Origin of the sequence: Hydrocarboniclastica marina (assembly GCF_004851605.1) — a bacterium.
GTDB classification, from domain to species: domain Bacteria; phylum Pseudomonadota; class Gammaproteobacteria; order Pseudomonadales; family Oleiphilaceae; genus Hydrocarboniclastica; species Hydrocarboniclastica marina.
The window spans coordinates 47501-72883 of the sequence record NZ_CP031094.1; the positions used below are offsets into that span (position 1 = coordinate 47501).

Annotated in this window: 27 protein-coding genes and 2 pseudogenes; 17 read left to right on the forward strand and 12 right to left on the reverse strand. The window is 54.1% G+C overall.

Going from position 1 to position 25383, the window contains the following annotated elements:
- Nucleotides 1–9: 9 nt before the first annotated feature.
- Entirely contained in the window at nucleotides 10–3474 is a 3465-nt protein-coding gene (locus soil367_RS18445; protein ID WP_136550754.1) for a conjugal transfer protein TraG N-terminal domain-containing protein, read from the forward strand.
- Between the two features lie 102 nt (nucleotides 3475–3576).
- Here soil367_RS18445 and soil367_RS18450 read toward each other — a convergent pair whose 3' ends face one another.
- The 7 genes from soil367_RS18450 to soil367_RS18480 form a co-directional block, all read right to left on the reverse strand.
- Nucleotides 3577–3894, reverse strand: a complete 318-nt coding sequence (locus soil367_RS18450) for a hypothetical protein (RefSeq protein WP_136550755.1) — start codon at nucleotides 3892–3894, stop codon at nucleotides 3577–3579.
- Complete coding sequence (locus tag soil367_RS18455; protein WP_136550756.1) at nucleotides 3891–4175, reverse strand: hypothetical protein; 285 nt, start codon at nucleotides 4173–4175, stop codon at nucleotides 3891–3893. The genes soil367_RS18450 and soil367_RS18455 overlap by 4 nt, the downstream gene beginning before the upstream one ends.
- 122 nt (nucleotides 4176–4297) lie before the next feature.
- Nucleotides 4298–4903: a FlhC family transcriptional regulator gene (locus soil367_RS18460; RefSeq protein ID WP_172962425.1), complete on the reverse strand. Its 606-nt coding sequence runs from the start codon at nucleotides 4901–4903 to the stop codon at nucleotides 4298–4300.
- Nucleotides 4904–4971: 68 nt separating this feature from the next.
- Nucleotides 4972–5379, reverse strand: coding sequence for a hypothetical protein (locus tag soil367_RS18465; RefSeq protein ID WP_136550758.1), 408 nt, complete (start codon nucleotides 5377–5379; stop codon nucleotides 4972–4974).
- A gap of 23 nt (nucleotides 5380–5402) precedes the next feature.
- Nucleotides 5403–6011 carry a lysozyme family protein gene (locus soil367_RS18470; RefSeq protein ID WP_136550759.1) on the reverse strand — a complete coding sequence of 203 codons (609 nt, stop codon included), beginning with the start codon at nucleotides 6009–6011 and terminating at the stop codon, nucleotides 5403–5405.
- 112 nt (nucleotides 6012–6123) lie between these two features.
- Nucleotides 6124–6579: a hypothetical protein gene (locus soil367_RS18475; RefSeq protein ID WP_136550760.1), complete on the reverse strand. Its 456-nt coding sequence runs from the start codon at nucleotides 6577–6579 to the stop codon at nucleotides 6124–6126.
- A 15-nt stretch (nucleotides 6580–6594) separates the two neighbouring features.
- The gene (locus soil367_RS18480; RefSeq protein WP_136550761.1) at nucleotides 6595–7626 is read right to left on the reverse strand and encodes a ParM/StbA family protein; all 1032 of its coding nucleotides are present in this window, start codon (nucleotides 7624–7626) and stop codon (nucleotides 6595–6597) included.
- Nucleotides 7627–8235: 609 nt separating this feature from the next.
- On the opposite strand from soil367_RS18480, the gene mobI reads away from it, so the two are divergent.
- The 6 genes from mobI (at nucleotide 8236) to soil367_RS18510 (ending at nucleotide 14523) form a co-directional block, all read left to right on the forward strand.
- Entirely contained in the window at nucleotides 8236–8730 is a 495-nt protein-coding gene (gene mobI / locus soil367_RS18485; RefSeq protein WP_136550762.1) for a conjugative transfer protein MobI(A/C), read from the forward strand.
- 457 nt (nucleotides 8731–9187) lie between these two features.
- Nucleotides 9188–9979: a hypothetical protein gene (locus soil367_RS18490; RefSeq protein WP_136550763.1), complete on the forward strand. Its 792-nt coding sequence runs from the start codon at nucleotides 9188–9190 to the stop codon at nucleotides 9977–9979.
- Nucleotides 9976–10257 carry a hypothetical protein gene (locus tag soil367_RS18495; RefSeq protein ID WP_136550764.1) on the forward strand — a complete coding sequence of 94 codons (282 nt, stop codon included), beginning with the start codon at nucleotides 9976–9978 and terminating at the stop codon, nucleotides 10255–10257. The genes soil367_RS18490 and soil367_RS18495 overlap by 4 nt, the downstream gene beginning before the upstream one ends.
- A 405-nt stretch (nucleotides 10258–10662) precedes the next feature.
- Nucleotides 10663–11199 (forward strand): hypothetical protein, encoded by a 537-nt coding sequence (locus tag soil367_RS18500; RefSeq protein WP_136550765.1) that lies wholly within the window; start codon nucleotides 10663–10665, stop codon nucleotides 11197–11199.
- 716 nt (nucleotides 11200–11915) lie between these two features.
- Nucleotides 11916–13475 carry a hypothetical protein gene (locus soil367_RS18505; protein ID WP_136550766.1) on the forward strand — a complete coding sequence of 520 codons (1560 nt, stop codon included), beginning with the start codon at nucleotides 11916–11918 and terminating at the stop codon, nucleotides 13473–13475.
- 154 nt (nucleotides 13476–13629) lie between these two features.
- Nucleotides 13630–14523 carry a hypothetical protein gene (locus soil367_RS18510; RefSeq protein ID WP_136550767.1) on the forward strand — a complete coding sequence of 298 codons (894 nt, stop codon included), beginning with the start codon at nucleotides 13630–13632 and terminating at the stop codon, nucleotides 14521–14523.
- A gap of 3 nt (nucleotides 14524–14526) precedes the next feature.
- Here soil367_RS18510 and soil367_RS18515 read toward each other — a convergent pair whose 3' ends face one another.
- Nucleotides 14527–15132, reverse strand: coding sequence for an RES family NAD+ phosphorylase (locus soil367_RS18515; RefSeq protein WP_136550768.1), 606 nt, complete (start codon nucleotides 15130–15132; stop codon nucleotides 14527–14529).
- A 2-nt stretch (nucleotides 15133–15134) separates the two neighbouring features.
- Entirely contained in the window at nucleotides 15135–15821 is a 687-nt protein-coding gene (locus tag soil367_RS18520; protein ID WP_136550769.1) for a hypothetical protein, read from the reverse strand.
- A gap of 467 nt (nucleotides 15822–16288) precedes the next feature.
- On the opposite strand from soil367_RS18520, the gene soil367_RS18525 reads away from it, so the two are divergent.
- Nucleotides 16289–16540, forward strand: a complete 252-nt coding sequence (locus tag soil367_RS18525) for a hypothetical protein (RefSeq protein WP_136550770.1) — start codon at nucleotides 16289–16291, stop codon at nucleotides 16538–16540.
- A gap of 63 nt (nucleotides 16541–16603) precedes the next feature.
- Here the strand turns inward: soil367_RS18525 and soil367_RS18530 are convergent, their stop codons facing one another.
- Entirely contained in the window at nucleotides 16604–16945 is a 342-nt protein-coding gene (locus soil367_RS18530) for a hypothetical protein (RefSeq protein ID WP_136550771.1), read from the reverse strand.
- A gap of 113 nt (nucleotides 16946–17058) precedes the next feature.
- Nucleotides 17059–17757: a hypothetical protein gene (locus tag soil367_RS18535; protein WP_136550772.1), complete on the reverse strand. Its 699-nt coding sequence runs from the start codon at nucleotides 17755–17757 to the stop codon at nucleotides 17059–17061.
- Between the two features lie 211 nt (nucleotides 17758–17968).
- On the opposite strand from soil367_RS18535, the pseudogene soil367_RS19240 reads away from it, so the two are divergent.
- Together soil367_RS19240 and soil367_RS18545 are read left to right on the forward strand one after the other, a co-directional pair.
- Nucleotides 17969–18067 (forward strand): annotated as a pseudogene (locus soil367_RS19240) (UV protection and mutation protein); the annotation flags it as partial.
- A 227-nt stretch (nucleotides 18068–18294) separates the two neighbouring features.
- Nucleotides 18295–19272 carry an arsenic resistance protein gene (locus tag soil367_RS18545; RefSeq protein ID WP_136550773.1) on the forward strand — a complete coding sequence of 326 codons (978 nt, stop codon included), beginning with the start codon at nucleotides 18295–18297 and terminating at the stop codon, nucleotides 19270–19272.
- 82 nt (nucleotides 19273–19354) lie between these two features.
- On the opposite strand, the gene arsC is transcribed toward soil367_RS18545, so the two are convergent.
- Nucleotides 19355–19780: an arsenate reductase (glutaredoxin) gene (gene arsC / locus soil367_RS18550; RefSeq protein ID WP_136550774.1), complete on the reverse strand. Its 426-nt coding sequence runs from the start codon at nucleotides 19778–19780 to the stop codon at nucleotides 19355–19357.
- 186 nt (nucleotides 19781–19966) lie between these two features.
- On the opposite strand from arsC, the gene soil367_RS18555 reads away from it, so the two are divergent.
- The 7 genes and pseudogenes from soil367_RS18555 to soil367_RS19080 form a co-directional block, all read left to right on the forward strand.
- A complete protein-coding gene (locus soil367_RS18555; RefSeq protein ID WP_136550775.1) occupies nucleotides 19967–20407 on the forward strand; it encodes an arsenate reductase ArsC in 441 nt (146 codons plus the stop codon).
- Nucleotides 20404–20751, forward strand: a complete 348-nt coding sequence (locus tag soil367_RS18560; protein WP_136550776.1) for a metalloregulator ArsR/SmtB family transcription factor — start codon at nucleotides 20404–20406, stop codon at nucleotides 20749–20751. The genes soil367_RS18555 and soil367_RS18560 overlap by 4 nt, the downstream gene beginning before the upstream one ends.
- 49 nt (nucleotides 20752–20800) lie before the next feature.
- The gene (locus tag soil367_RS18565) at nucleotides 20801–21808 is read left to right on the forward strand and encodes an ArsJ-associated glyceraldehyde-3-phosphate dehydrogenase (protein ID WP_136550777.1); all 1008 of its coding nucleotides are present in this window, start codon (nucleotides 20801–20803) and stop codon (nucleotides 21806–21808) included.
- Between the two features lie 10 nt (nucleotides 21809–21818).
- A complete protein-coding gene (gene arsJ, locus soil367_RS18570) occupies nucleotides 21819–23039 on the forward strand; it encodes an organoarsenical effux MFS transporter ArsJ (protein ID WP_136550778.1) in 1221 nt (406 codons plus the stop codon).
- Nucleotides 23040–23094: 55 nt separating this feature from the next.
- Nucleotides 23095–24162, forward strand: coding sequence for an ArsO family NAD(P)H-dependent flavin-containing monooxygenase (locus soil367_RS18575; protein WP_136550779.1), 1068 nt, complete (start codon nucleotides 23095–23097; stop codon nucleotides 24160–24162).
- Nucleotides 24159–24875, forward strand: coding sequence for an arsenical resistance protein ArsH (gene arsH / locus soil367_RS18580; RefSeq protein WP_136550780.1), 717 nt, complete (start codon nucleotides 24159–24161; stop codon nucleotides 24873–24875). Before soil367_RS18575 ends, arsH begins: the two co-directional genes overlap by 4 nt.
- 56 nt (nucleotides 24876–24931) lie before the next feature.
- Nucleotides 24932–25216, forward strand: a pseudogene (locus soil367_RS19080) (arsenic resistance protein); the annotation flags it as partial.
- Nucleotides 25217–25383 lie beyond the last annotated feature (167 nt).

Consider the following 25383-nt stretch of genomic DNA (forward strand, 5'->3'; position numbering starts at 1 on the left):
GGATATAGCTTGAACTTCGTAATTTACTCCATTGGTGATTCAGCTTTCCTTGAGCAGATCCTTAACGCCGTAGCAATGCTATCGGGGTCAGGAAACATAGGCTCTGCAGCTGCCGTCGGTGCGCTGATTGGCGTACTTGTCGTCTTTGTCCAGTCGGCCGTTGATGGTGGCAAGGGAATCGCCTTCCAGCAGATTTTGGTAGGTTGGCTTTTTTACATGGCGATGTTCGGGCCAACTGCGAGCGTCACCATCGAGGATGCGGCGAACGGACATGTACGAGTCGTTGATAACGTCCCCATCGGTGTAGCAGCCCCGGGATTCGTAATATCGCGTCTCGGGCATGGAATCACAGAAGCATTTGAGCAGGCTTATGCCCCCATCACAGGCGGGTTAGCCCACGGCGGCAATTACGCGGATGCGCTTAAATCAATCGTGAACATTCGGGAGAAAGCTCATTCAGCCCAAGTTTGGGGCGCTTTGGACCAACTTTGGGGCGGTGGACAAGCCAACGTACAGAAGAGCTTCGAGGCGTATCTCCGGGAATGTACGTTAACGAAATTCGACCTCGGACTGGCCAGTACTGTTGATCTTAAAACCAAGAATATTCTGTCCGCGATAGAGTTTCAGAGCAGCATTTATTACACCCAGCTATACCGCTCTACGGCCACTATAGACGTGACCTGTTCAGAAGCGTTTGTGGAGCTTGAGAGTCTTCTAGTTGGTCAGCTCAATGCTGGCTCGGATGAATTCCAAGACGCGCTCAACAGTATTGTAGGGGTTGAAACAGGGAATCCTGCAGGTAATAACTGGAACTCAAGTATTAGCACTTCAATTGCTGAACTGGGGATGCTGGGTACGAGCGCACAAAAGATGATGGTGACAGCCCTGGTAGAACCAATTCTCCTTGAAGCGGCTCAGGGAAAATACGACAACTTCCAGGATACGACACTGGCGATCAGCCTCACTAATGCAATTGAACAGCGAAACATAAGCTGGGCCGCGTCAAAATCTCTTTTTGAGGAGACCATCCGTCCGTTGATGACCTTCTTCGAAGGCTTCATCTATGGCATCACGCCCTTTATCGCGATACTCGTGTTGATGGGAAGCTTCGGCCTCAAGCTGGGCTTCAAATACTTCACAGTCATAATATGGATCCAGCTGTGGTTCCCCCTTCTCTCAATTGTTGACCTGTACATCAGCATGAGCGCCGCCAGAGAGGTGGGCCAGGCAATCACGAGCACGGGCGAGCCCGGTTCAATCTACATGCTGAACGCCGCATATGACTCAGCAAAAACATGGATTGGCATAGGCAGCTACATGGCCAGTTCAATTCCGATGATCTCGTTCTTTCTCGTATCTGGCTCAGCCTATGCCATGTCAGGCCTTGCGAGCGGGATTCAATCGCAGATGTCGAAAGGGGCTGACCAAGCTGCTAGCAACGTTCAGCCTGATGCCATGAGCGTCGGAGCCCTATCCAGTGTGATGGCAGGAGGCTCTGCAAACTGGCAAACAGGTACCGCGCTATCAGGCGGTGAAGCACCTTCTTTCAACATGTCTTCAATTGCACAATCGCAGGTATCCTCAGCACGAGGAGGAATGATCGAGACTCAAAATGCGTTTAGCAAGGAGCTGGAGTCCAGCTTAAAGAACGCTGAGGAAAGCGGTACCGGAACGCAGGTACTGTCTTCTGTAGGGGCACAGCTTTCGGGCTCAAAAAATCAGACGGTCCAATCAGCTCAACAACAAGCCCAGAATTTCCAGCAACAATATGGGCTATCTGATACTCAAACTGAAGCAATAACTGGAGCGCTTGCGTTAACGGCTAGCGGTGGCTTGACCGCATCACAAGGTCTGGACGCTATAGGAGGTATTTCAGGCAACCTTTCAGGGCAGGGCTCAGCGAAGGATCAGTCCTCTGATGCCTTTACTCAGGACATGAAAGCAGCGCTTGGAAATGCCGAGAATAATAGTCTGGCAGAATCTCAGTCGGCGAGTCTCGCTCAAACGGTATCTAATGCAGTACAACAGGCAGACACAAGCAGCTACAGCGACTCACAGACCCAGTCAGACATGATAAAGGTCAAAAAGTCAGCCTCAGAACTTGAGAAAGCCTCTCAGTCCTATCAAGAAGCCAGTACTTGGGGTAGCTCGCTTTCAACCCAGAATGTCATGGATGGAAAAACCCTTGCCGGGCAAGTCGACCGTGACGGTGGTTTTAGTGATCTTTATCAATGGCTCGACCAAAATTCTGACAGCAGCACAGCTAAAGCATTCGAACAACGAGCTGAAACACTGCGTCAGGTAGGCTATGGCGATGAAAACGATTCCAGGCAGGTGGCCGCACTCGAAACCATGCTCAGAAGCGGCGATACAGAAGCACAACAATTAGCACAAGGCGCCATCGCCTCAGCAACCGGTTACAGCCTGCCCGATCCATCAGCAGCTCACAATAATGCTGGACTTGGAAGTGATCTGGACGACGTTCCGTTGGAGGATAAGCTTGCCCTTAATGCAATGGAGCTAAATGGGGTTCAAGGTCCTCCATCAGCCGATATACCGGGAACACCTGAAGGGCTCTTTGACGGTGCCAGCGCTGACGCCCGGGGTGATTATTTTGGAAACCTTGGCAGTGAAAAAGGTGCGGCTGCCGCTGAGGCGGCCATAGCAAGGCAGGCCGAAAACCCGCGATCGCATACGAGCGCGTTTGGCTTGATGGGCATGGGTGACACCGGTGGAGATTTGCTTAGCCAAGCTCAGATGGCTGCTAATGGTGCCTATGAAGGCGGCTCAGTGTTCGTGCAAGAGTTTGGCGCAGCGCTTGCGGATGGGAACGAGCGCGCTCACCAACTCATGGGCGACCTATCCGGTATGGCCAACGAGGGAATGGGGAGCATACTAGGAACGATTCAAGATAGCGGGCTGTTTAGCGCTGCCACGTTAAATGAAATCGGCAACCAGACTGCGGGATTCGTCGGAGCAGCTGTAGCTGGATCGCTAGAAACCGGCCAAGCTACACTAGCTGGATTCAGCGAAGCCGCTATGAGTGGTCTGCATGCTGGGGCTAACTATATGTCAGAAAACTATGACGGTATGAGGCAGGAGTTTTTTGATCAAGGCCAGTCATTTGGACTTACGGATGCGCAAAGCGCAGTCTTTGCTGACGCACGCATGCACATGTTAGCGGAGAATATATTCCCTGGTGGCGTCGCAGGCTCTGGAGACGCCTTGCAAGAATCAATTAGCGGGCTCAGCGCCGGCTACTCGAACCAAGACTTAGCAGGCAATATGGCTGATGTAATCGTAGGCCAGGCTGAAAATCCAAGGTTTGCAGGCGGAGGTCTTTCTTCAATTGCGATGCACAACGCAGCAGCTGGGCCCGACCTTCCTGGCTCGTTCTCTATGGAAAACATGTCTGATGAGAGCCAGGATCATTTACGGGAATATATCCAGGAAGCGATAGAAGGCATGAGGTGAGCCTTTACGGGCTCTACCTCATTTGATCAGGTACTCATCTCGTCTTCGTAACTGAAACCGGTGCGGCAGGGAGAGACTTACCTTCTGAGCCTGCCGCCCATTTTAATGGTAGGATTTAAGAATATTAGGCGAACCATCTATGTTCACCGGTTCAGTTGACCAGACACTGTACAGAAGCTGTTTCTCCAGAGCTTTATGAGCACTGTGAGGATTCATCTTAGCGTCCTGATCGTTCTTCCCCCGCGACGCAATTAAACCCTTAACCCCAAGAACCAGATACCCGGCAGCAGCTCCAAAGAATGCTGCAAAGCCCGCCAAAGATAAGGCTATTTTTACAACGTCCGGTGCCACAAATCCGGATGCGTAGGCCGCAGCGAAAAGAAAGAGGCCAACTTTTGATAATCCGTGAATCTTCTTCATTTTTGATCCTCTGCAATTCGCAAATACTTCCGCTTGGGAGAAACAATCCTTTTCTGAACCTCGGCGAGAATCCCTTTCGAATACTGAAATAATACACTGGTCAGCAGAAACGCAACTCCTAAGTGAACGCCATTCCAGATAATCACTACCCAGGTTACGGGCTGAGCCAGGTTCGCAGGTATGGCACCGCCAAGCGCTGCGGCCACGAAAACAACGACACCGAAAGCTGGAGCCAGAGCGACTGCCCACGAAGCCGGGTAATTCTTGAACTTAGCATCCATAGATAAACCTCCCGTACTATTTCTCTAGCATAACCGTTTCCACAAAAACGCAACCTTCTCAACGAAAAAACCGCCACAATGGGTGACGACAGCAGCTCATTCAGAAGTAGAAGAGATCCTCTCTATGGCAACGCTGCATTTTGGTTGGCTGTTCCTGAGGATATGCTCCGTACGCGCCAGTTACAGAAAGGGCAATCGTCGACAACAGTCTGGCGTGTCGTGAAATAAAAGTAGGTCTTACAGTCCGGGCATTCCCGCATAGAGGCTGAGTAATCGATGTCATTACTTCGAAGCGCTGCGGCCAGTGAATAAGCCTGTTGAATCGTGAACCGTTCGAACCCTTCAGCTGACAGATCGTAATCTATGGAGTTGCGGAAGATAGCGCCGATTTCTTTCAGGTAGATGGAATAGGCCTCGATGACGCTTTCAAGGTCAAGGTTGCGTTCGGCATTGGGATTGAGCGATCGGTAGATGTTCATGAGGATCGACGCTTGCAGATAGCCAGATCGGCTATTCACCAACCCATCAGCCATAGAACCAGGGCCAGGCTGGTCCTTGACCACTATGCCTTCTTCCTTGAGCTCTTTTTTTAGATTCCGGGCTTGGCTTTCACTGAGACCAGTTGCATCAGTAACGACGCTGGTCCTGAAACCCAAAAGATAGAGATACCGGGCGTAAATCCTAGATACGGCATCCTGGATGCCCCGAGTTTTGCGATTTTGCTTCATGTTGCCCCCCAACATTCAAACAAAACAAAAAGGGCAGCTGGCTACCAGCTGCCCCTTTGATTCAAGGCCTACTTAACTGCGTTAAGCCGTGTTTTATACTCGTTTGAGTATGCACTGGCGGTCAGATGGAGATTTGATCGGAGGCGGTTATCTGACTCGAGAGCAGCCTTGATCACTTGCTGGCTTGGGCTGAGGCTAAAAAGGAGCTTTTCGGACATCTGATGTATCACCCGGTTGAACCGGAAAGCAGGGACGTTTGCGATGTCCCTCGCCAATGTGGCAGAGACTCCGAAACGTCGAGCGGCTTCCTGCGGGTCGAGAGCACATGCACTGTGGAGCTGCCAAAGCAGTGCCGTTGTTATCTCGGCCATTGGGTCTTCGCTTACGTCGCTATGCACCCTTTGAACTTTTGCTTCGATACTGTCGAGGAGAGAAGCAAGACCTGATTCTTGGACGGTTGATTCATTGATGTTCATTGCACGCACCTAAAAGTTAAAAGTTACTCAAGAGGTTTAAGGTTTGTAGCCGGGATGGCACCCGTTTGTGCTACGAGGTTCTGGTGGACGGCCAAAACCCTTTTTCCAAATAACAAAGCCCTTTCTTGGTCACCCCATGAGTGATAGCGACCTATTCCCAGGGCAAGATTGTCAGTTGAGTCAATTGCTTCTTTGAGTACTTCAGCAGCGACGTTGAGATTGGTCTCGTAGTCGAGCAACTCATCTGGCGAGGTAACCTTTTTTGCTCGGGTCGCCTGCCAATAGACGTTGACCTGTGCAGGCCCAACGTCAATTCTGTCACCATATTTCAAAGAGAAGAGTTTCCAGGCGGCCCGGTACTCAGCCTCGTCTGAGGCGTAGATACGTGCATCCTTAGCTCTGATTACATAAGGCCAGGGGATAACGTTTCCGTCTCCGGTGGCTTTGCCCGACTCGACTAGAGTCAGAGCATATAAAAGGTAGGGATCGATCTCGGCATTAACTGCAGCACTTTCGTAGACAGTCCCCCCAAGACTGAGATACGGCTCAGCTTGCGCGACCGTATTCGCGAATAATGCCGTTAAAATGAATGTAAATCGAATCCAAGCACGACAATAAATTGACGATGTCACTAGCCTTCCTCTCGCAACATACCTAACTACATGAATAGAAAGTAATAATAAAATTGTAGTGAGTTGTAAAACTTAATTAAATCAAGACATAAGCTTTAGAAATAGCACTGTTTTACAACCATGTAGTGTCCCCTTCGTCGAACAAACCTGCCGCCAAACCGAGACGGTCGATCTCGCTTTTTGATGAGCGTTTATCGTCCAGTTTCTGCTCAGAATGCTGAGCAGAGCGAGGGCCAGGAGAAGGGCATTCACCTCTCATGGCAAGTAGGCCCAGGTTGGCCAGCAGCTTTAGCCTTTTTGCTTTACTTAGGTCCGAACTGTGGAGTTTAGACAGCAACTCCGGGTACGCATCAGAAAGGCGAATGTTGACTCTTCCATTCCAATCCGACTCAAGAGGTCCCGTCTGCTCTATGCCAAGCATGGGCATTTCAATGCCTGAGTTCTCAATCACCGCACCGACGCTTGCGAGCACTTTAAAGCGCTCGCCTTTGGAGTTTCCGTAACCCGCGAGGTGCGTGTGCAGCTCCTGAAAAGCTGGCCCCACAATCACATTGATTCGTTCGCTCATCGCGCACGACCTCTACTAAGCGGCTTGAAGGTTCTTAGCGGCGTATCCTTGAGCCGTGAGCCAGTAACCCTCGGCGATCGCCGTGACTGGGTTTTCGAAAGTGACGATATGTTTGCAGCCGGGGAATATCTCTTTCGCGGCCTCCTTATATAGATCGGCCCCGCCGCCTGTAAGGACCAGGATGTCTGCGACGTTGTCCTGCAGTGCCATATCGGTCTTCATGTCCGAGAGAGCTAACCGGGAGACCTCCGCCGCGGCCTTCTCCAAGAATGGTTTGAACTCGACAAAGGTTCCGTTGGCCAATATTTCGCTCTCCCCTTTTCTAAGGGCACTCTCGATACTCTTCTTCACGTTTGCGCCGGCACCGTACTCAGCACGAAGCATCTGAGCTGCCTGGTCGATGACCCGATACATTGCTCGAATAGAAGTTCCGGATGACTCGCGGATCAAACCACCATTTTTGAGAGTTACCCAATCTACAGAGAAGAAACCGGGATCGACCACGACGGTCTGGCCGACCTTGATCATCTTCGCCATGCTTGAGTTATCCGCATGCTCGTAAACCATTCTTACGAACGCAGCGCTTGGCTGCGGCCGAACAACAACCTTTTTCACAGTCACTGTGCGTTTGTTGCTGACTTTGTGTTCTCCCTCCATCTGTTGTGTGAGGGCACTGACGACGGCAGGGTCTTTGGCTTGAGAGACAGGCAGGCCTGTTACCAGCACATCTATGACGTCGCGCTCTGCCATCATCAATGCGGCCAGAAAAACTGCCCTGTACTGGTTCGTCTGGGCGTAGTCATAGTTCAGCTCACGCTGATCCTTCATTATTGAAGAAGGGTCAATGCATGCGAACCACTCTTCCCCGTCGATCTGTACCGGCATCCGGTCATCATCGAGATCATTGCCGGCGTCGATGCAATGAGCGACGGGAGCAGCCCCAACTGGGCGAACCAACGTAGTCGCCTCAAGGAAGCTCCCCCCTAGCTCACCCATTTTCAGTTTCAAACCGCTGTACCCGATATCGATTCCCATACCGTATGGCATATCTACCTCTCAAATGGTTTGTGTGGGAGACCATTTTATTTCTGGCACCCGGCCGGAATCGGAGAGTTAACGGCTAAAAACGATACTAACCCTTGCCACTGACGCCGTAGACACACCAAAAGGCGTCTCAAGCGAAGTGTGTCTACAGAAAAAGGGAGGAACAGCACCGACACAACGCCATACGGCGTCAGTGACCGCCCCAGGCTGTACGCCGGGTCAACAAAAGCACCAATAGGCGTCACAACCGCCATTTAATGTGGTTGGCCTGGCGAAGTCCCCTCCCCTCCTATTCGTCTCAAACGCTGGTTGAACTGATCCAGGACGTGTCAAAGGCGAGGCATGGAAAACACCTCCTGTACAAAGATCTTTGATCAAGGGCTGTATTTGGGTCCAGAGAGGAAACAGATTGTTCTGAACACTGGCTGAACAAAGATCTTTGTTCAAAGTGCGCCTCTTAGGCTAGACCCCGTAGTTAGCGTAGAAAAAACGCCGCGATTACAAAGATCGGTGTTCAAGGACTGTTTTAAACTTCGCGGCAGGATTGAGTCGTCCCGTGTACAGGGCGGAGGAAATACAAAGAGCTATATATGTGGAAAAGGTGTGTTTCAGATGGCTGGCTATGACGATAGATGGTTTGCGACCCAAGATCAGATACTCGAAGCGCAGGAAGAGCTGATCGCAGAGGAAGCACAAGACATGGTCGATAACTTCTGGAGCCAGATAAAGGCCCGGAAGAGTCAGAATCAAAGCGAGGGGCGGATTGGATGTCGGGTGGTCCACCGTAAGGGAGGAAAAATCCAGATTATTTGGTACGAAAAAAGGTGGAGCGGACCCAGTGGCGCCAAAAAGCTATTCAGTGTTGCGATAGCACGAGGCAAACGGAATAAATATCCTCGACAGAAATTCTCAAGGTTCACCAGCTGGGAGCAGGAACTGGCCGTTATGTTCGAAGAGGATTTTGCCCACCTTAGAGCCGCATCCGGTGCAATCAGTCAGCAACGCCAATCCATGAAAAAGATGATGATAGCTTTCAGGTCCCTGGGCTACACAGACGGAACACACTTTCTTGATGTGGAAGAAGAGGAAGAAATGGACGATGGATAGCCCGGGTGCAGAGAAATGATGCGTAACCCAAACCGAGGCACCTCCCGGATTTGGTGTAATATTACCAATACGGTTTGTGTTGGACGCACAAACCGCGCAATGGACTGGACATCCTTTGCGACTAAGAGCGCGGATAGCGCCACGCACGCACACACTTTGATGGGGTCAAGAGGCCCCTTTTTTAATCTTCCTGCCAGAACATTGCCCGTTCCTCCTAAAAAAAGCTGCCAACTCCCGGTTTAGCCGATCACAACATAAATACCCTATTTCACAAGCGCTTCGTTCTAAGAGAACACGGCGTCTCAAACTGTACGCAGTACCCAGCCATCGAAATCCTTACGGCAAAATGCTCAAACTCCCTGCTGCGCTCAAGAAAGCAGAGTCAGATTGTTATTGCCGAGCAGATGCCGAGGATTACCCAGGGCCTAAACGGCTTGATGTGACAAAGGAGGTGAGCATGCTTATCGAGGTGATCGGGGGATTGTCATTCATAGCGGCAGCATCACATGTTGCCGTAAAGGCGATAGACCGGAGAACGACACAAAAGGGAATTCAGACGGCCAGAGAGCTGGACCAACAGGAGCGAGTCTTCGGCACATTCGCTTCTTTCGTTAACGACATACCGCGGGAACTGGTTCCAGGACCCGTCTTTGAGTATGCATTACACCAACAAAGCCGCATCGCAGAAGCCATATCACGACAATCCCCGACACCCATGGTTTGGGAGGGGAACCTGAAGGATGCCCGAAAGCTAGAGCGGCACTACCGCAAAGGGAAAATGGCACCAGGACCGAACATCTCTGAACTATCAGATCGAGACAATGCGCGGCAGGTCCACGACACCTTGCTAAGGGTGTCCCGGGTAATAGCCAGTGCCGACACACAAGCTGCCGCTGACCTGGGGCTGCACTTGCAAGAGATGGTTCGCATAGCGCGTGTACGAGTACCTGCGGAATATCACTACCGCCGAGGCGTTAAGTCATCTTGTGACAATCTTCCCGGGGAAGCTTTGACCCACTACCGCCTTGCGCTGAGCTGTCTTACCGCATACCTAGAACAGGACAAGCCAGGCTGGTGGCACGACCTGAAAGACAGGGTTGAACAAAGCAGTGAGCGAGCGCGTTCTGTGCGGAGTAAACAGCCGTCCCGACTAGAGTCCGAGGTAGCGGCTCTGACTCACAAGAACAAAGCCAACCTCTACGATGAACCGCCAGCGCTCAAACTTACTGCCGAGGAGACCAGCTCATGAACGGGAATTGTTCCAACCGAGCAATCGTCATTGGCGAGATGGCCGAGGAAATTGGCGGTGCCCAGGCAATATCATACCTACCTGCTGGATATGACGGCGCCTGCAGCATAGTTGTAGGGCTGGATACTGAAAGAACAGTTGCCGTGATGCCAAATACGACCGAGGGCCGTCGTGTGGCGCTTTACGCGATTCGACCAGAAGGATACGCCACATCGGCTTACGTCTTCCCTTCAAGCGGTAGCGACGTGACACACCAGACCCTGGAGGACTGGATATGAGCAACCTGGCCTGCGTATACCTAAAGCGATGCTGTACCGCCATGGTTCACGGCTCTGATCTGGCAAAGACCAATCCCGGGGCGAAGTTCTCCTGAGCAATCCCCCTCCTGGTAACGTGCTCTTTCTCGCATTCCCTGCGTAGCTGCAGTCCCGGTGGCTGAAAGCCACTGATAACCCTTCTTGCGAATACCCCTCCCCATCATGGAATGATGGGGCCGATTCTTTACTCTTCCGTTGTATCAGTGATCGGTAACCCCCGGCCGGAGCACAAGCGTAGGACGCGCCCAGCGTTGCATTATTCCTGCCCCTGTTACTTTGTAGTTGCCGGCCGGGGTAGGCTTCTGATTCCCAGCCCATCAGGATTGTTCCGGCACCACTAACCGGGGATTAGCTGTGTCCAGCTCGATGCGTTCATTTTATGACTTTGCGCTTTCCAAGCAGCTTATCAGCGGCGTCCGGCCTCGGGCGGACATACAGCCTTCCCCCTGGGGAACCGGCTGTTTCCAGTCTCTGTTCTACCTCGAGTTCATGGACCAATCCGGCCGGACTAACCATAAGGACTGGCTCTACCTGGCGGCCTTCGTTGCTTCCCCCTCCTCCGAGCCCAGCTACAAACAGGCGATCGGCCATGGCCACAGTGTCGGCCAAGATTCGGCCGAGGCAGATCTTATGGCCGCCCTTAGGTTCGTCGAAAGCGGCGAGGCTCAGTGCATTTACGCTGATGCAGATATGCTTCCGATATCTGCTGAGCTGTACCCCAGACTCAATGAGATAACAGGGGCAACGTCGCCAGTAGAAGAAAGGGCAGCCATGCCGGGTGCTGTGCTCGACATAAGCGCCATGATTCTTGCTGAGCTCACTTCAGGACACGACTTCTGGCGCCGGGTCTGGACGCCGACCATTAAGGACGTGGTGATTCCCGGGGCAGGTTGGTACTTCTGATGCTCACGGGCCGGCGCTTACGGCGAGGCCCAGCCTTATCCGCACGTTTCTGCAGCTTTTTCTTAGAAAATATCTATCTCCAATAAATATTCAGGTCGGAAGAAATTTCGATCTGAAATCCACATTGATAACTTGGAGATAGAAAATGGAAATCAACCTCAATTACATACTCGACGGCTGTTATTGGACAGCTCTCATACTCACCATTGTCCTGCCCTTGGCCCTTCCCTGCTGTGTAGCTGCGATCCTTGCGGCCAACACCACTTGCCTTGCATCCGGATCGCTTCGACTCGGATTGCGGATATGGCAGGTCCGCTCACCGTCCTCTGCACTTCGCACTTCATGGCGGCGTTGGGCATGCGAACTGGTCCGGTTGATACTTGAGCCGTGAGTTAAGCTGGAGTTGAGCCGAGAAATCAGTCGTTCACCATCGAGTCCACAAACCTGACGTTGCCTATGAGATAGAATTGGGTGGATTGAGACGTTGGGGCCCTGAGGCGAGGTACCGGTGACTATTGATACAGTTTTGGTCTGGGGCGGGTTGATCATCGCCCTCCTCGATTCGACGGGCTACGGCGATGAGATTAACCACCTGGTCGATCGGATCGTTGGTGGTACCGTGCTGAGTATAAAAAACCGGGAGTTCCCGGTTACCGGGTGGCATCGAAACTTCCACACCTGGTTGATGGCCCAAACTCTGCTGCAGCAACACGAGAATGGAACCCGAAGAATGCCAGAGCGGTTTGCTGAAGCTCCTGAGATCAAAAAAGCACTGGGCGCACCGGGGAATAGCCCGCCGGATTCTCGAATCAGACCAGGACCACCTTCTGCCCGTGGCCATGAAGCAACTGGAGCGTGGCTATCAGCTTTGCACGTACCGACGTGATCAAGATGATCCATTGCAGTTGTGGATGTGCGGTACAGGAATGATTGAGGCAAACCTTGGAAAAGTGTTGCGCTGGGTGCTGACGCTACAGACCGGGCCAGAATTCAATATGGCTTTGTGCGACATCGTCTACCCGTCTCTCTCCTCCCTCTGCGAAGTGGAAGAATTCGAGAGCCCCGACGATAAACGGAACCAATTGCTCTTGTGGATCGCGCAGAGCCCCTTGCTGGATCCCGCCAATCCCCAGACAAAGCGTCTGATTCAAGCGTTGCGCGATATCGAACAGCCTTCCCATGCAGTGCAACTTGCCTATAAGTGTATTGATGCTTTGCCCGACAAAGATGAGGCCATCTTGGATCTCGTTCTAACCGCGGTGGACATGTTCCCCCCGAGACAAGCGCTGGAGATCATTGAGCCGTATGAGACGCTCCTGCAGTCCGATCGTGCGAAAAAGGTATTCGCAGAACAGAAAGCATACGTGGAAGGTGAGCTCCGTGATGCCGGCAGAACTGTCCCGGGCCATTGGGCTATGTTTGATCCAGCTGAGCCGACTCAAGGCAGGCCTGATCTCTACGACCAGGACGCACAGCTCGTTGTCGAGCTAGGCGCCGCTGTATCGTTCCTCGCTTCCCCTACGGGACAGAGCCTTTTACCCTTCAGCCAGACGAAAACCTTGTTCGGCCCGCGGGAAAACGAATGGCCACTTACGCTGAAGCGCCTGATTCAGAGCCGGCTGCTCCAGGTCCGCCGGGAGAGCGCCGAAGGCAGTTTTGAAATGCACGAAGACCAGAGGTTCAGCTGGGTACCGGCCCATGTGGAATTGGCAGTCAATCTGGACAGTGACGACAGCCAAAGCGGAATAATACTGGGACTACAAAACGAAATTCAGGAATATGTATTGCACTCCACGCCGGTCGCCCTTCTACCGGTCTGGCAACACCTGGTGAGTATCGAGGCTCACGATTACTGGATCAGCTGCATGGAATACTTCCGTCTCCCAACCCATACCCTTGAGGATGACGAGGCCCATTTTCAAAGCGCCGCGGCTCTGTTCTCTCTCTCCGAACTGATGAACCTGATCTACAACGTCTGCCAGTCAGCCGCCGGGGAGCAAAAAGCCCGGATGCTAACAAACACGCACGCGAGAAACCTGGCAGGGTCGATGCTTCGTAGCCGTATGGAGCGTGCGCAGGCTGAAGGGTGGACGATTAAAAGAGGATTCCGGGGCGAACTGATGCCGATGTCTCATCTCATTCAGTTCTTCTTCACTGACTTCATTCCCATTGGGCAAGAGACGTACGAATGCGTTGTGCCCAACACCGGGACGCTAGCCGATGCTCAGGAGGCAATGAATCAACCCCAGAGAGGGCCTTCCGAGCCCAGGGTGTAGTGGCGCCTTAGCTTGCTGCCCCTAACCAGCGTAGGGGTCGCGATTCCTCGGCCGGGGCCTGAGTTAATCCGGCTTTCATCAATGCATGCATTGTCCGTTGCATTTTCTGAGGGCCGACTAAACTGGTGGCATTCATTTAGTTGAGGGCCACACATTGAAACTGCACCACTCCCCATCCCGCTTTGTATTGATCGCACTATTCTTCAGCGTTTTGGCGCTGTCTGGTTGTGCCTCCACGCCCAAGTCCATGGCCTATCAGATTCATGATGCGTACGGTCGTGACCGGGTCCAGGACCGCGATAGCAATGAAGAGCACCGCAAAGAGTCCCGTGTTTACCAGAACGCCGTCATTGCGGCAGGCGCAGCCAGCGCCCCGAGCCTGGGCCTGACCGGTCTCCAGTACCAGAACCTCGCCCTTTCTCTGGTGACGATTGCGATCGATATGAGTATTGATCGCTCCTATGACAATACCTGGGCCACAGGCTTGATGGTCAAGCAGAGCGGCGAGAGTCTGGACGAAGCCGTCGCCCGCTTGCACATGACCATGACAGAGGCGTTCGAAAAAGGAATGGACCAGCAGGGCATAGCCTATGAAGTGTTTCAGCACATGGATTTCGACGAAGACAGCATCTACAACAGCAGAGAGCTGACCGTTTACGCGATCGACGCTCCTGAGTATGGATGCGTAATGACGGACGGGGACTCCACCTGCGCGGCGATTGTTCGTGGAGGATTTATCCGGGAGGCAAACGAAGGGCCTCTAAAGCGCGCTTCTGGCTCTGCGGAGACGTGGAAATTGCCCTTTAACGTCAACACGGGGACAACCGTCAAATTTATCTTTGGGGACGACGTACAGTCGACGCTCCCCACAATAGACATTTATGAGTCAATTTCGAAAGCCGCTCCTGACTGGCTCTACTTCTTCATCCCAGACAGTGCCGGCTACCCCCTGGTCGACAAAGGGGGACGTGTGAAGGGCTACCCCTACTTTCTGAACCAAGGTGAGGAGCTTCACTTCGTGACGCCGAAGAGTGAACAGTCGAGCTGAGGATCAGGTAACCGCCCAGCCGAACTGTTCTTCCAGGATGGCGAGCAGTTCGGGGTGCCTCAGGTCGTCAAAGAGCGAGGACTGTAGGCTGGCGGAGCCCTCGAAGAGGGCCAGACAAGGTTCATCGATGACGTGGCGAGACCGGTACAGGATGCCGTGGAGACCGAGTGACACGGCGTGGCTGGCCCAGGCAGGGCAGAACTTGTAGGGCGGCGACCGCGTTTGGTCGTAGTCAGAGAGGATCGTAGCGTCCAGCCGGTAGCGCCCCAGGTTGGACACCGTCAGATCGAGCACCTGAACCGGTTCCGTCAGGTGTATCTCATACATCCCCTTGGTAGACAGTGCGTTGAGACTGACTATCTTCTCCTCTTCCTCCAGATACGCCGAATTTCGGCATACCGACTCCGCGATAGCTCCGGTTTTTGATATCGCTAAATAACAGACCCCCGGACTACCAGCCACAGGCGTCCATCGATTCTCTGCTGATGTTGAGTAAAAAACAGGGCTGGGATAACCCGTCTCGTTAACCCGATATAGGCGCTGCCCGGAAGCGAGAGTGCTGACGGGAAGTTCTGCAAGGGTGTCGGTGCTTACTGGAAGACGCGACATATCTACGGCCGCTGTTGTAGATGAAGCTCTGCCAGCTCCACAACTTTTGCAACGTTGTCTTGCTTTAGCAGGTCCAGCGGCGTCTCCCGGGATACCGCGGGGTTATGTGGCACCAGCAAGAACTGGATCATTTCCTCAGGCGTCCCGCTCACTTCCTTCATGAACTTGCTCAGCCCTGGAACGACACCGCCAGTTCGCTCATCAAACTGGAAACGCGGGAGGCTCAAATCACCGCTAGGCAAACGCCTGGCAATCAGACCATTTCTCTGGACACGCTTCCGTACAGCCGCTTCGCTAGTTTGCAGGAAATCTGCGACCCACTTGCTACTAACGGTTCCGCCTGAGCGCTCCAGCAGCTTTTTCAGGCGCTCTGCGCCCCGAATTAGCATGCGCCCTTCCCGATCAGTCGGTCGATCGGACAATGAGGCCTGCGCCAGCTCGACAATTAACCGCGAGTCCGTGCGCGAGGAAAGAGCATCGAGCTCTGACTCGTCAAAGCGATCGATCTCCTTGAATAGAACTTCCAGGGAGCGCTTCAGCAAATTCATCCGCGCCTTCTTCTCGGTACCCTCGAAGATGATTCGGTGTTGGCGGATGAAGGTGGTGAAGTCCTCGACAATCTCATCCTGGCGGCCGACCCGGACGACAGGTGCGCCTACATCCATATCAGGTTCGGTATGCTCAATCATAAAATGTCCCCTGTGACTCACACATGAGAGTATAAGACACACAAGACAAAACCACAAAACACACCTGCAGGGAGATGATCCGACTACGTTAAATAAGAGGCTATTGCGAAATCAGGACTTTCAAAAAGTACTAATTTGACGAGGCAGGGACTGCAGCTTAGTTTGAGTAAGTGGAATCACCTGCAGCAAAAACTCAGCTCGTCCATTTAGATAGAGGGTAGCGACATGGCCAAAAGTGGTGGTGGAGGCGGTAAAGGGAGCTCCGGTAAAGGCGGTAACAACTCATCTGCCGGATCTAATGGCGGCAACTGGCCGAGCACAACAGGCAACCCTTCTGGGGGTGGCAGAGGAAATGCGCCATCCAAAGGTAAATAGAACGATCGGTAAGGGACAGACCTATGCCACCGCGTGGAAAATCGAAACCTTCTGTCACTACGAACGCCCCTACGCTGCATGAGCTCCAGCAAATGGGGGTTCCCCTCGATGCAGTGCTCTGCGGATTCGTCGTTCACCTGCCGGACAGCGATGAGTTCTTAGCCATGGCGAATGAGTCAGAAAGCGTCAGTGCTAAGGCCTGGGTTAAAACCCCAGAGCGTGCGTACCATTATGGCCACCCAGAGGAGGCACGAGAGGCCATCCGTGGTTACGGCAAGGCAGAAGCTGTTGTTTGCGCTGTTTTTGATATTAACGACAGCCTGGCTGTCTGGGAGATGGAGTAAGCGTCCAGGAGGGAAGACCAGTTAAAAGCCCCATTCACCCGGGGCTTTTAAGGTTTCCATCAGCTATTTCGCGTCTTTCTTTGCGAAAAACCAACCTTGGCCTGCCACTTTCAGATAAATTCCAATCGCAATCGCTAAGCCCGCCATATCTGCGCCAAAGTGATCAAATTGAAAGAACCCGTGAGCGAGAGCGTCTGAGAACTCGTTACCGACCGAAGCCCAAAAGACCAGCTCAAAAACCTGCTTCGGTTTCAAACCCCATGAGTAAAAAAGCAGGGGGAAAAAAAGGCTCCACATGAAATGGCAGAGCCAATACGCGTTCCTAACTATAGATAATGAGTACTCGAGATATATAGCGAACAAACAAACAAGCACGAAAAGCGCGAAAGCTGTAATCCTCTTCATACATAACTCCTCTGATTAGTTTTGCTTCAACTAATAGACGAGTTGCGGTGCGCGTTTCCGGCCGGGGAAAGCTAAAATTCAGAACCTTTTTTCTAATATTTTTTTAATGTTACTTATGCTCTAGTCGTCTCAATCTCCCTCGTTAGCCAAGAGAGCATATCGGCCAGCTCATCATCTAGTTCTTCTCGGCTGAGCTGTTTCTTGGCCTTTTCTCTGGCTAATGCCTCGCGTTGCTCACGATAAACCGGGCCCAGGGCCTCTGTTGGGATGTCCTTGCCTTGCTCATTCAGATAACGGCGCAGCTGTTTAAACCGGTCTGGAGAGGGCGTTTCCTCCAGCTTCGCGAGCCGGTCTTGATCGCGTATAGCATGGAGCTCTGCCCAGAAGTTGATTGCCATGGCCCACGCTTCAGAAATACGCCACTGCTCATCCAGGATTGGAAAGAAACGGTCGCTCGAGCCCGATCCACGCGTGACCAGGTAACCAAATTCCCAGCCGGAAGCCGTCTTTTTAGACGGTTTCGCATACATACGAATACCGTGTGCGCCCACTCCAAACGCCTCATTGGTCCGCGGGTCGTTAGTGCGGATGAAACGTCGATATTTCCTCACTATGGCCCGGGCCTGGCATTGAGCTTCGTAATGTCGGGCTTTTAGATGCTGAAGCTTAGCCCATAGCACCGGTGGCTCCTGACCGGGCGGACGGCTAGAAAAGTACCGTTGATACAATCCCCCTTCGCCCTTGGATACAGCAACACGCCAGCCTACAAACCCGGCCGGGTGCTCATTTTTCGCATAATAAGTGATCGGCATATTCTCACTTTCACATCTATCGAGAGTACTCAACTGCAGAGCCTGCAGCTGGGCAACCTGCACGGGTCGAAACTCAGCCCTCTGCAACTGAGGCTGTGCTCAGGTCATCTCTGGGGGCCCAGACCACTAACTTTTTCTCGTCGCTTGCCGGAGGACCGGGTCCGCCCCATACTGTATAGGCATACAGTCATGAAGTTAAGGCGCCCGATTAATGCAGATATCAGTAATAGGTCTAGCTCAAAGTTCCCTCGAGGAGCTAAAGATACCACTGTTCCTCGACCGCGTTTCCGCTGGATTTCCCTCGCCAGCGGTTTTCCCATGTCGTGTTTCTTATCAATACATAATGCTTTTCCAGAAAGTGGTGTTAGAACAAAAAGTTAGCCCTCTAGGTTTTAATGCCTTCTTTTTGAATTGCGCTGACATCTGTCAACAAGCATTTTGCCATCGGCGAGAATCACTCAGTACGGCCAAGCGACTGACCGTTTGAAGCAATGCTGTACCATTACAAATCCCTTTTCTAACCGAGCTGCCAGCTACATGAGAGATAAACTAGAACGTCACCAAGTCTGGATTTATTTACTTGCTATTCTGAGCGGTATTTTGACTGGTTGGTCTTGGCCGGAAGTCTCAGCGGTATTTGAGCTCGCGCTTTGGCCAATGCTTGGTGTACTGCTGTACGCCACGTTCACGCAAGTACCTCTGGTACATCTAGCGGGTGCGTTTCAGGACGTCCGGTTTCTCGGCGTACTGGTTCTGGGCAATTTTGTTTTGATGCCAGCGGTTGTTTGGGCATTGCTGTTCCTGGTGCCCGACAATAGTGCTCTCAAGCTAGGCGTGCTACTGGTGCTACTGGTCCCTTGTACAGATTGGTTCATCAGTTTTACTCATCTTGGGCACGGCAATGGGGCACGAGCCATCGCTGCTACGCCAATACTGTTGGTTCTCCAGATCGTGATGCTGCCTGTTTATATCTGGCTCTTTTTGGGCGAACAGCTCGTCGTTACAGGCATCAGAGACCATCTTTTGCCAGCCTTCTTCGGCTTGATTCTCGTGCCTTTACTGCTGGCCTGGGTTACGGAGAAGGCGGCTGATACCCGGCCGGTGCTTCAGCGGTACCTCAATGGCCTCGGCTGGTTACCTGTGCCGGTTCTAGCGGTTGTGATTTATTTGATCGCCGCTTCGCAGGTGAACCTGGTCATTGAGACCGGACGGATGCTCTGGAGTGTGTCGATTGTCTTCGTGCTATACCTCTTCGCCGCTGCCGCTGTCGGCAAGCTCTTGAGCGAGGTTTTCCACATTGGAGGAGCCCCAGGGCGAACGTTGGTTTTCAGCTTTGGAACCCGAAACTCATTTGTGGTTTTACCTCTCGCAATTGCACTGCCAGAGGCATGGGCCGCCGCCGTGGTTGTTGTCGTATTCCAATCGTTGATTGAGCTGTTCGGAATGGTGGCTTACCTTAAATGGGTTCCACGCTTAATCAAAGACACCCCTACCTCAGAGGCTACGGTTCCTTAGCCGTACCGTACAGATTGCTGAACAATCCCGTAAAAGATCCTGGAGGTTCTTTAAATGGTTATTCTCGTAGCACAGGCAAGGACTATTTAATCCGCTTGCCCTCAGCATCGACGACACGCTCACCGTCCTCTTTGATAAACGCTCCCTGTTGAGGGGTGTCGAGTAGGTCGAGCACAGTTTCGGAGGGTCGGCACAGCTTCACACCACGGGGCGTCACGACAATAGGCCGATTAATCAGGATGGGATCGGCCATCATGGTATCAATCAGTTCGTCATCGGTCTTGGCAAGGTCATCAAGGCCCAGCTTATGGAAGGGGGTGCCTTTCTCACGCAACAACTCCCGTGGCGAGATGCCCATGCGCTCGATGAGCGACACCAGCATTTTGCGGCTCGGCGGGGTTTTGCGGTACTCCACCACGTGTGGCTCGATCCCCGCGTTGCGGATCATCGCCAAGGTATTCCTGGACGTCCCACAGTCGGGGTTGTGATATATGACGATGTCCAACATAAATCCTCCTGTCCTAAGCCTTACAAACCTCAAGTGCGCAGGTTTCCGTTCGGGCGAGTGCCGAGTTGGTGAGATTCGCCCCCGGGCGCCCTGCGAGTGATCGCCTATGGGTATTCCATGTGGCGACTTGATTCGGGTTCCAATAATATATACGCTTATCCGCATATCTAAAAGCGGAGATTCCCCATGAAAACGCGTGTTTTGTTCCTGTGTACCGGCAACTCTGCCCGCTCTCAGATGGCCGAAGGACTATTGCGTCACCTACGTGAGGACCTGTTTGAGGTCGCGAGCGCCGGCACTCAGCCTCGTGGGCTACATCCCTTGGCTGTTGAGGTTATGGCGGAGCAAGGCATTGACATCTCGCAGCAGGAAAGCACGCCGGCCCATCAATTCGAAGGTCAACCATTTGACTATGTCATTACCCTCTGTGATCGGGCCCGGGAGGCCTGTCCGAATGTGCAAGGGCTTTTCGACACGATCCATTGGGCCATTGATGACCCAGCCGTTCATGATCGTCTGGTTGATTTCAAATTGGTTGTTAAAGACCTCAAGACCCGCCTGGGTTACCTGATTCTGATCGAAGAAAAACGCCGGAAAGCAGATGAAAAAGAAAAGAGAGCGGTATGAGTGCAGCAAAGTTCTTTAAGTGCCTGGCTGACGAGACCCGTTTGCGCTGCGTTATGTTGCTCCAAGCTCGGGATGCGCTGTGCGTGTGCGATCTAGCAGAAGCGCTGGAGTCGTCTCAGCCCAAGGTTTCACGGCATCTGGCCCAATTGCGAGCCTGCGATCTGGTCAGTGACCACCGCGAGGGACAGTGGGTTTTCTACCGGCTTCATCCCGATCTCGCGAGTTGGCAAAGCGAGGTGCTGACCCGCAGTCAGGCAGCACTGGTGGCAGGATTGCCCTTTCAGGAAGACCTCCGCCGCTTGGAGGCGGCCGAGTATCGAAAGCCTGCGTCTCGCTGTCCGTAACGGTACAAACCGCCCGCATTTTTCTCAGCTTAAATATGGAGCTCACCTTATGTCCCTGAAAATTGGTATCAATGGTTTCGGTCGAATGGGGCGCCTGGCGCTGCGGGCGGCCTGGGATTGGCCTAGTGTCGAATTTGTACGGATCAACGACCCGGGCGGTGACGCGGGCACTTTGGCGCATCTGCTGAATTTCGATTCGGTTCACGGTCGCTGGCATCATGATGCTCAGACTCACGGCGACCATATTGTCGTAGGACAGCAGCGTATCCTGACGAGCCGGCAGATCAAAATCGACGAGACCGACTGGTCCGGCTGCGACGTAGTGATCGAAGCCAGCGGCAAGATGAAAAAAATGGATGTCCTGAACGCCTACCTCGATCAAGGCGTGAAGCGCGTGGTTGTGACAGCGCCGGTGAAGGAGCCAGGGGTGCTGAATGTCGTCATGGGCGTCAATGAGCACCTGTTCGACCCGGCACAGCACCGGATTGTCACCGCCGCCTCGTGCACCACCAACTGCCTTGCCCCGGTGGTGAAGGTCATCCACGAAGAACTGGGCATCCGTCACGGCAGCATGACGACAATTCATGACCTGACCAACACCCAGACGATTCTCGATGCGCCCCACAAGGACCTGCGCCGGGCTCGGGCCTGTGGCATGAGTCTGATTCCGACCACGACGGGCTCGGCGACGGCTATTACAGCTATCTTTCCCGAGCTCAAGGGTCGCCTGAACGGCCATGCCGTGCGGGTACCGCTGGCCAATGCGTCCCTCACGGACTGTGTGTTTGAAGTCGAGACGCCAACCACCGTTGAGGCCGTCAACCAGTTGCTTAAAACGGCTGCCGCTGACGGCCCTCTGAAGGACATCCTCGGCTATGAAGAGCGGCCCCTGGTCTCCATCGATTACAAGACCGATCCCCGCTCCAGCATCATCGACGCCCTCTCCACGATGGTGGTCAATGAGACCCAGGTAAAGCTGTACGCCTGGTACGACAATGAATGGGGCTATGCCAACCGGACCGTAGAGCTGGCCCGCCTCGTCGGCCAGGCCAACTAGGCGCCAGACAATGAAAGCACTCGCTGCACTGTCACCGGAGATCCGGCAATACCTGATCGTCACAGGTAACTATTGGGCCTTCACTCTCACCGATGGCGCCCTGCGACTGCTGGTTGTACTCCACTTCCATAACCTGGGGTACAGCCCGCTGCAAATCGCGCTGCTATTCCTGTTCTATGAGTTCTTTGGCGTAGTAACCAACCTCGTCGGTGGCTGGCTGGGCGCCCGCATGGGGCTCAATCGCACCATGAACCTGGGGCTCATACTCCAGGTGGCCGCCCTGCTCATGCTGACGGTACCGGCGACCAGTCTCACGGTACCCTGGGTCATGGCAGCCCAGGCCTTGTCCGGCATTGCCAAGGACCTCAACAAGATGAGCGCCAAGAGCGCCATTAAGACCCTTGTGCCCGGCGACGCCCAAGGCACGCTGTACAAATGGGTCGCCATCCTCACCGGCTCGAAGAATGCCCTGAAGGGTGCGGGATTCTTTCTCGGGGGTGCTCTGTTGGCCCTTGTGGGTTTCCGAGGTGCGGTCCTGGGCATGGCGATCGCCCTCGCCGTCGTCTGGGTCGGTAGCATACTCACCCTGAAGCAGGACCTAGGCCGGGCGAAAGCCAAGCCGAAGTTTCGCGATATCTTCTCCAAGAGCCGGGCAATCAATATCCTCTCTGCGGCCCGATTGTTTCTGTTCGGTGCACGCGACGTCTGGTTCGTGGTCGCCCTGCCGGTTTTCCTCCATGAGGCGTTGGGCTGGGATTTTTGGGCGGTCGGCGGCTTTCTGGCAACCTGGGTGATTGCCTATGGCATCGTCCAGACCGTCGCGCCGTCTTTTACCGGGCGACGCTCTGGCAAAACACCGGATGGCCGCACGGCCCTGACCTGGGCCGCGCCCCTAGCGATCGTCCCCGCCGGGATTGCTATCGGACTCATCCTGCTGGATTCGCCGGGGCCGGTTCTGATTGGCGGACTCCTGGTGTTTGGCGTGTTGTTTGCCGTCAACTCCTCCCTTCACAGCTATATGATCGTCAGCTACGCGCAGGAGGACGGTGTCTCGCTGGATGTCGGTTTCTACTACATGGCTAATGCCATGGGCCGGTTGATCGGTACCTTACTGTCCGGCTGGGTCTTCCAGGTCTGGGGACTTACAGCCTGCCTCTGGGTTTCGTTCATCTTTATTACCTTGGCCGCGGTCATCTCAGTCAGATTACCCCGACACGAGGCATCTGCATGAAGCGTCCAGTCGGAGGTGCCAACAGCAGTAAGACGGACTCGGGGGCCAGTGCGGCATGAGAGCAACGGACGTTCTGGTGATTGGAGGAGGACAAGCCGGGCTTGCCACCGGCTATTTCCTGCGCCGTCACAAGCTGGACTACCGGATTGTAGACCGAGAGCCTGAACCAGGCGGTGCCTGGCGCCATGGTTGGGATTCGCTCAGGCTCTTCTCACCGGCGCAGTGGAGCTCCCTGCCGGGCTGGCCCATGCCGGAGGGCGATGGGCAGGGCTGGCCCCATCGCGACCAGGTGATCGATTACCTCACGGCCTACGAGCGCCGTTACCAGATCCCGGTGGATCGGCCCGTGTGGGTTGAATCTGTTGTCTCCGGCCAGGAAGGCTTGACCGTCGATACGGATCGCGGCCAGTACCGCGCAAAGACCATCATCAGCGCCACAGGCACCTGGAGCCAGCCTTTTATCCCGGCTATGCCAGGACGGATCTCGTTTAAAGGGCGGCAGATCCATTCAGCGGATTACCGGCGGCCGGAGGACTTCCGCGATCAGCGCGTGCTGGTGATTGGTGGTGGTAATTCAGGCGCCCAGATTTTTGCGGAAGTGTCCAAAGTAGCAGAGGCCACATGGGTCACCCGAGAGCCCCCTCAGTTTCTTCCCGATGAGGTCGATGGACGGGTTCTGTTCGAGATGGCGACCGAGAAGTGGAAGGCGGAGCAGGAAGGGCGGAATTATACGCTTGCCGGAAGCCTGGCCGACATTGTCATGGTACCGCCGGTTCAGGAAGCGAGAGCGCGTGGTGTGCTCCAGGCCCAGCCCTTGTTCTCCCGCTTTACCGGGACGGGTGTCATCTGGACTGATGGCGGGGAAGAGGCCATCGACGCCGTTATTTGGTGTACCGGTTTCAGGCCCTCGCTTCAGCACTTGGCGAGCCTGGACATTGTGGAGGCCGATGGACGAGTGGCCGTTGAGCGCACCCGCTCCGTCAAGGAACCGCGGCTCTGGCTGGTCGGTTATGGCGACTGGACCGGATTCGCGTCGGCGACGTTGGTGGGGGTTATGCGAAGCACCCGTGATGCGGCCCGTGGTGTCAAAGACTATTTATCCGGAGAAGTGAACAACACATGAGTGAACACGACTTACCGAACATTGACCCGAACCATTTCGATACGCCCTCAGCAGAACCTGTATTCGCAGCCCGGCCCTCCGCGCATCGGCCGCGCATTCTGTTGTTGTACGGCTCACTGAGAGCCCGGTCTTTCAGCCGCCTCACCGTCGAAGAAGCCGCAAGGCTGCTGGAAGTGATGGGCGCTGAGACCCGCATATTCAACCCGCGCGGCTTGCCACTGCCCGATGCCGAGGAGGCATCGCATCCGAAAGTCCAGGAGCTACGGGAGCTGGCGCAATGGTCTGAAGGCATGGTCTGGTGCTCACCGGAGCGACACGGAGCCATGACCGGTATCATGAAATCCCAGATCGACTGGATCCCGCTGTCCCTTGGGGCCGTCCGACCGACTCAGGGCAAGACGCTCGCGGTCATGCAGGTCTCCGGCGGGTCCCAGTCGTTCAATGCCGTCAACCAGCTTAGAGTGCTCGGGCGCTGGATGAGGATGGTGACCATCCCCAACCAATCCTCGGTACCTAAGGCATTCATGGAGTTTGACGAGAACGATCGGATGAAGCCCTCACCGTTCTATGACCGGATCGTCGACGTCATGGAGGAACTGGTGAAGTTCACGCTGCTGGTACGAGACCGCAGTGCCTACCTGACCGATCGCTACTCCGAGCGCAAAGAAAGCGCCGAGGAGCTATCGAAGCGGGTTAATCAAAGAGCTATCTGAGGAGCCATCACGTGAGTACCGGGGTATTAACCAAACACGACAACCCGCCTGAAAGCATGGGCTTTTTTGAGCGCTATTTAACGGTCTGGGTCGGTTTGGCCATCGTGGCCGGCGTCGCGCTGGGGCAGTTTGCGCCGGTAGTGCCGGAAACGCTATCGCGCTTTGAGTATGCACAGGTCTCCATCCCGGTCGCGATCCTGATCTGGGCCATGATCTTTCCGATGATGGCGCAAGTTGACTTCAGCGCGGTTGCCGGGGTGGGGAGACAGCCCAAAGGACTGGTGATCACCACGGCCGTTAACTGGCTGATCAAGCCGTTTACCATGTTCGTCATTGCGTGGCGAATGGTTTGGAGGTTGCCCATGGCAAATTCTTCCTCATCAGGTTCAGAAAGCTTGCCTCGGACGATGACCGCGTTTGTTGTCGTGTTCATGGCAATGCAGACAGTGTTTGCACCAGCTGCAGCACTGGTTGCTGCGCTAGCTGTGACCGCTCTGCTTCGCGTTTT

Excerpts from the sequence above, each read along its gene's own strand:
- soil367_RS18450 (WP_136550755.1), bottom strand. The coding sequence starts at position 3,894 with ATGAAGAAGATTCACGGATTATCAAAAGTTGGCCTCTTTCTTTTCGCT.
- soil367_RS18455 (WP_136550756.1), bottom strand. The coding sequence starts at position 4,175 with ATGGATGCTAAGTTCAAGAATTACCCGGCTTCGTGGGCAGTCGCTCTG.
- soil367_RS18460 (WP_172962425.1), bottom strand. The coding sequence starts at position 4,903 with ATGAAGCAAAATCGCAAAACTCGGGGCATCCAGGATGCCGTATCTAGG.
- soil367_RS18465 (WP_136550758.1), bottom strand. The coding sequence starts at position 5,379 with ATGAACATCAATGAATCAACCGTCCAAGAATCAGGTCTTGCTTCTCTC.
- soil367_RS18475 (WP_136550760.1), bottom strand. The coding sequence starts at position 6,579 with ATGAGCGAACGAATCAATGTGATTGTGGGGCCAGCTTTTCAGGAGCTG.
- soil367_RS18480 (WP_136550761.1), bottom strand. The coding sequence starts at position 7,626 with ATGCCATACGGTATGGGAATCGATATCGGGTACAGCGGTTTGAAACTG.
- mobI (WP_136550762.1), top strand. The coding sequence starts at position 8,236 with ATGGCTGGCTATGACGATAGATGGTTTGCGACCCAAGATCAGATACTC.
- soil367_RS18490 (WP_136550763.1), top strand. The coding sequence starts at position 9,188 with ATGCTTATCGAGGTGATCGGGGGATTGTCATTCATAGCGGCAGCATCA.
- soil367_RS18495 (WP_136550764.1), top strand. The coding sequence starts at position 9,976 with ATGAACGGGAATTGTTCCAACCGAGCAATCGTCATTGGCGAGATGGCC.
- soil367_RS18500 (WP_136550765.1), top strand. The coding sequence starts at position 10,663 with ATGCGTTCATTTTATGACTTTGCGCTTTCCAAGCAGCTTATCAGCGGC.
- soil367_RS18505 (WP_136550766.1), top strand. The coding sequence starts at position 11,916 with ATGGAACCCGAAGAATGCCAGAGCGGTTTGCTGAAGCTCCTGAGATCA.
- soil367_RS18515 (WP_136550768.1), bottom strand. The coding sequence starts at position 15,132 with ATGTCGCGTCTTCCAGTAAGCACCGACACCCTTGCAGAACTTCCCGTC.
- soil367_RS18520 (WP_136550769.1), bottom strand. The coding sequence starts at position 15,821 with ATGATTGAGCATACCGAACCTGATATGGATGTAGGCGCACCTGTCGTC.
- soil367_RS18525 (WP_136550770.1), top strand. The coding sequence starts at position 16,289 with ATGGGGGTTCCCCTCGATGCAGTGCTCTGCGGATTCGTCGTTCACCTG.
- soil367_RS18530 (WP_136550771.1), bottom strand. The coding sequence starts at position 16,945 with ATGAAGAGGATTACAGCTTTCGCGCTTTTCGTGCTTGTTTGTTTGTTC.
- soil367_RS18535 (WP_136550772.1), bottom strand. The coding sequence starts at position 17,757 with ATGCCGATCACTTATTATGCGAAAAATGAGCACCCGGCCGGGTTTGTA.
- soil367_RS18545 (WP_136550773.1), top strand. The coding sequence starts at position 18,295 with ATGAGAGATAAACTAGAACGTCACCAAGTCTGGATTTATTTACTTGCT.
- arsC (WP_136550774.1), bottom strand. The coding sequence starts at position 19,780 with ATGTTGGACATCGTCATATATCACAACCCCGACTGTGGGACGTCCAGG.
- soil367_RS18555 (WP_136550775.1), top strand. The coding sequence starts at position 19,967 with ATGAAAACGCGTGTTTTGTTCCTGTGTACCGGCAACTCTGCCCGCTCT.
- soil367_RS18560 (WP_136550776.1), top strand. The coding sequence starts at position 20,404 with ATGAGTGCAGCAAAGTTCTTTAAGTGCCTGGCTGACGAGACCCGTTTG.
- soil367_RS18565 (WP_136550777.1), top strand. The coding sequence starts at position 20,801 with ATGTCCCTGAAAATTGGTATCAATGGTTTCGGTCGAATGGGGCGCCTG.
- arsJ (WP_136550778.1), top strand. The coding sequence starts at position 21,819 with ATGAAAGCACTCGCTGCACTGTCACCGGAGATCCGGCAATACCTGATC.
- soil367_RS18575 (WP_136550779.1), top strand. The coding sequence starts at position 23,095 with ATGAGAGCAACGGACGTTCTGGTGATTGGAGGAGGACAAGCCGGGCTT.
- arsH (WP_136550780.1), top strand. The coding sequence starts at position 24,159 with ATGAGTGAACACGACTTACCGAACATTGACCCGAACCATTTCGATACG.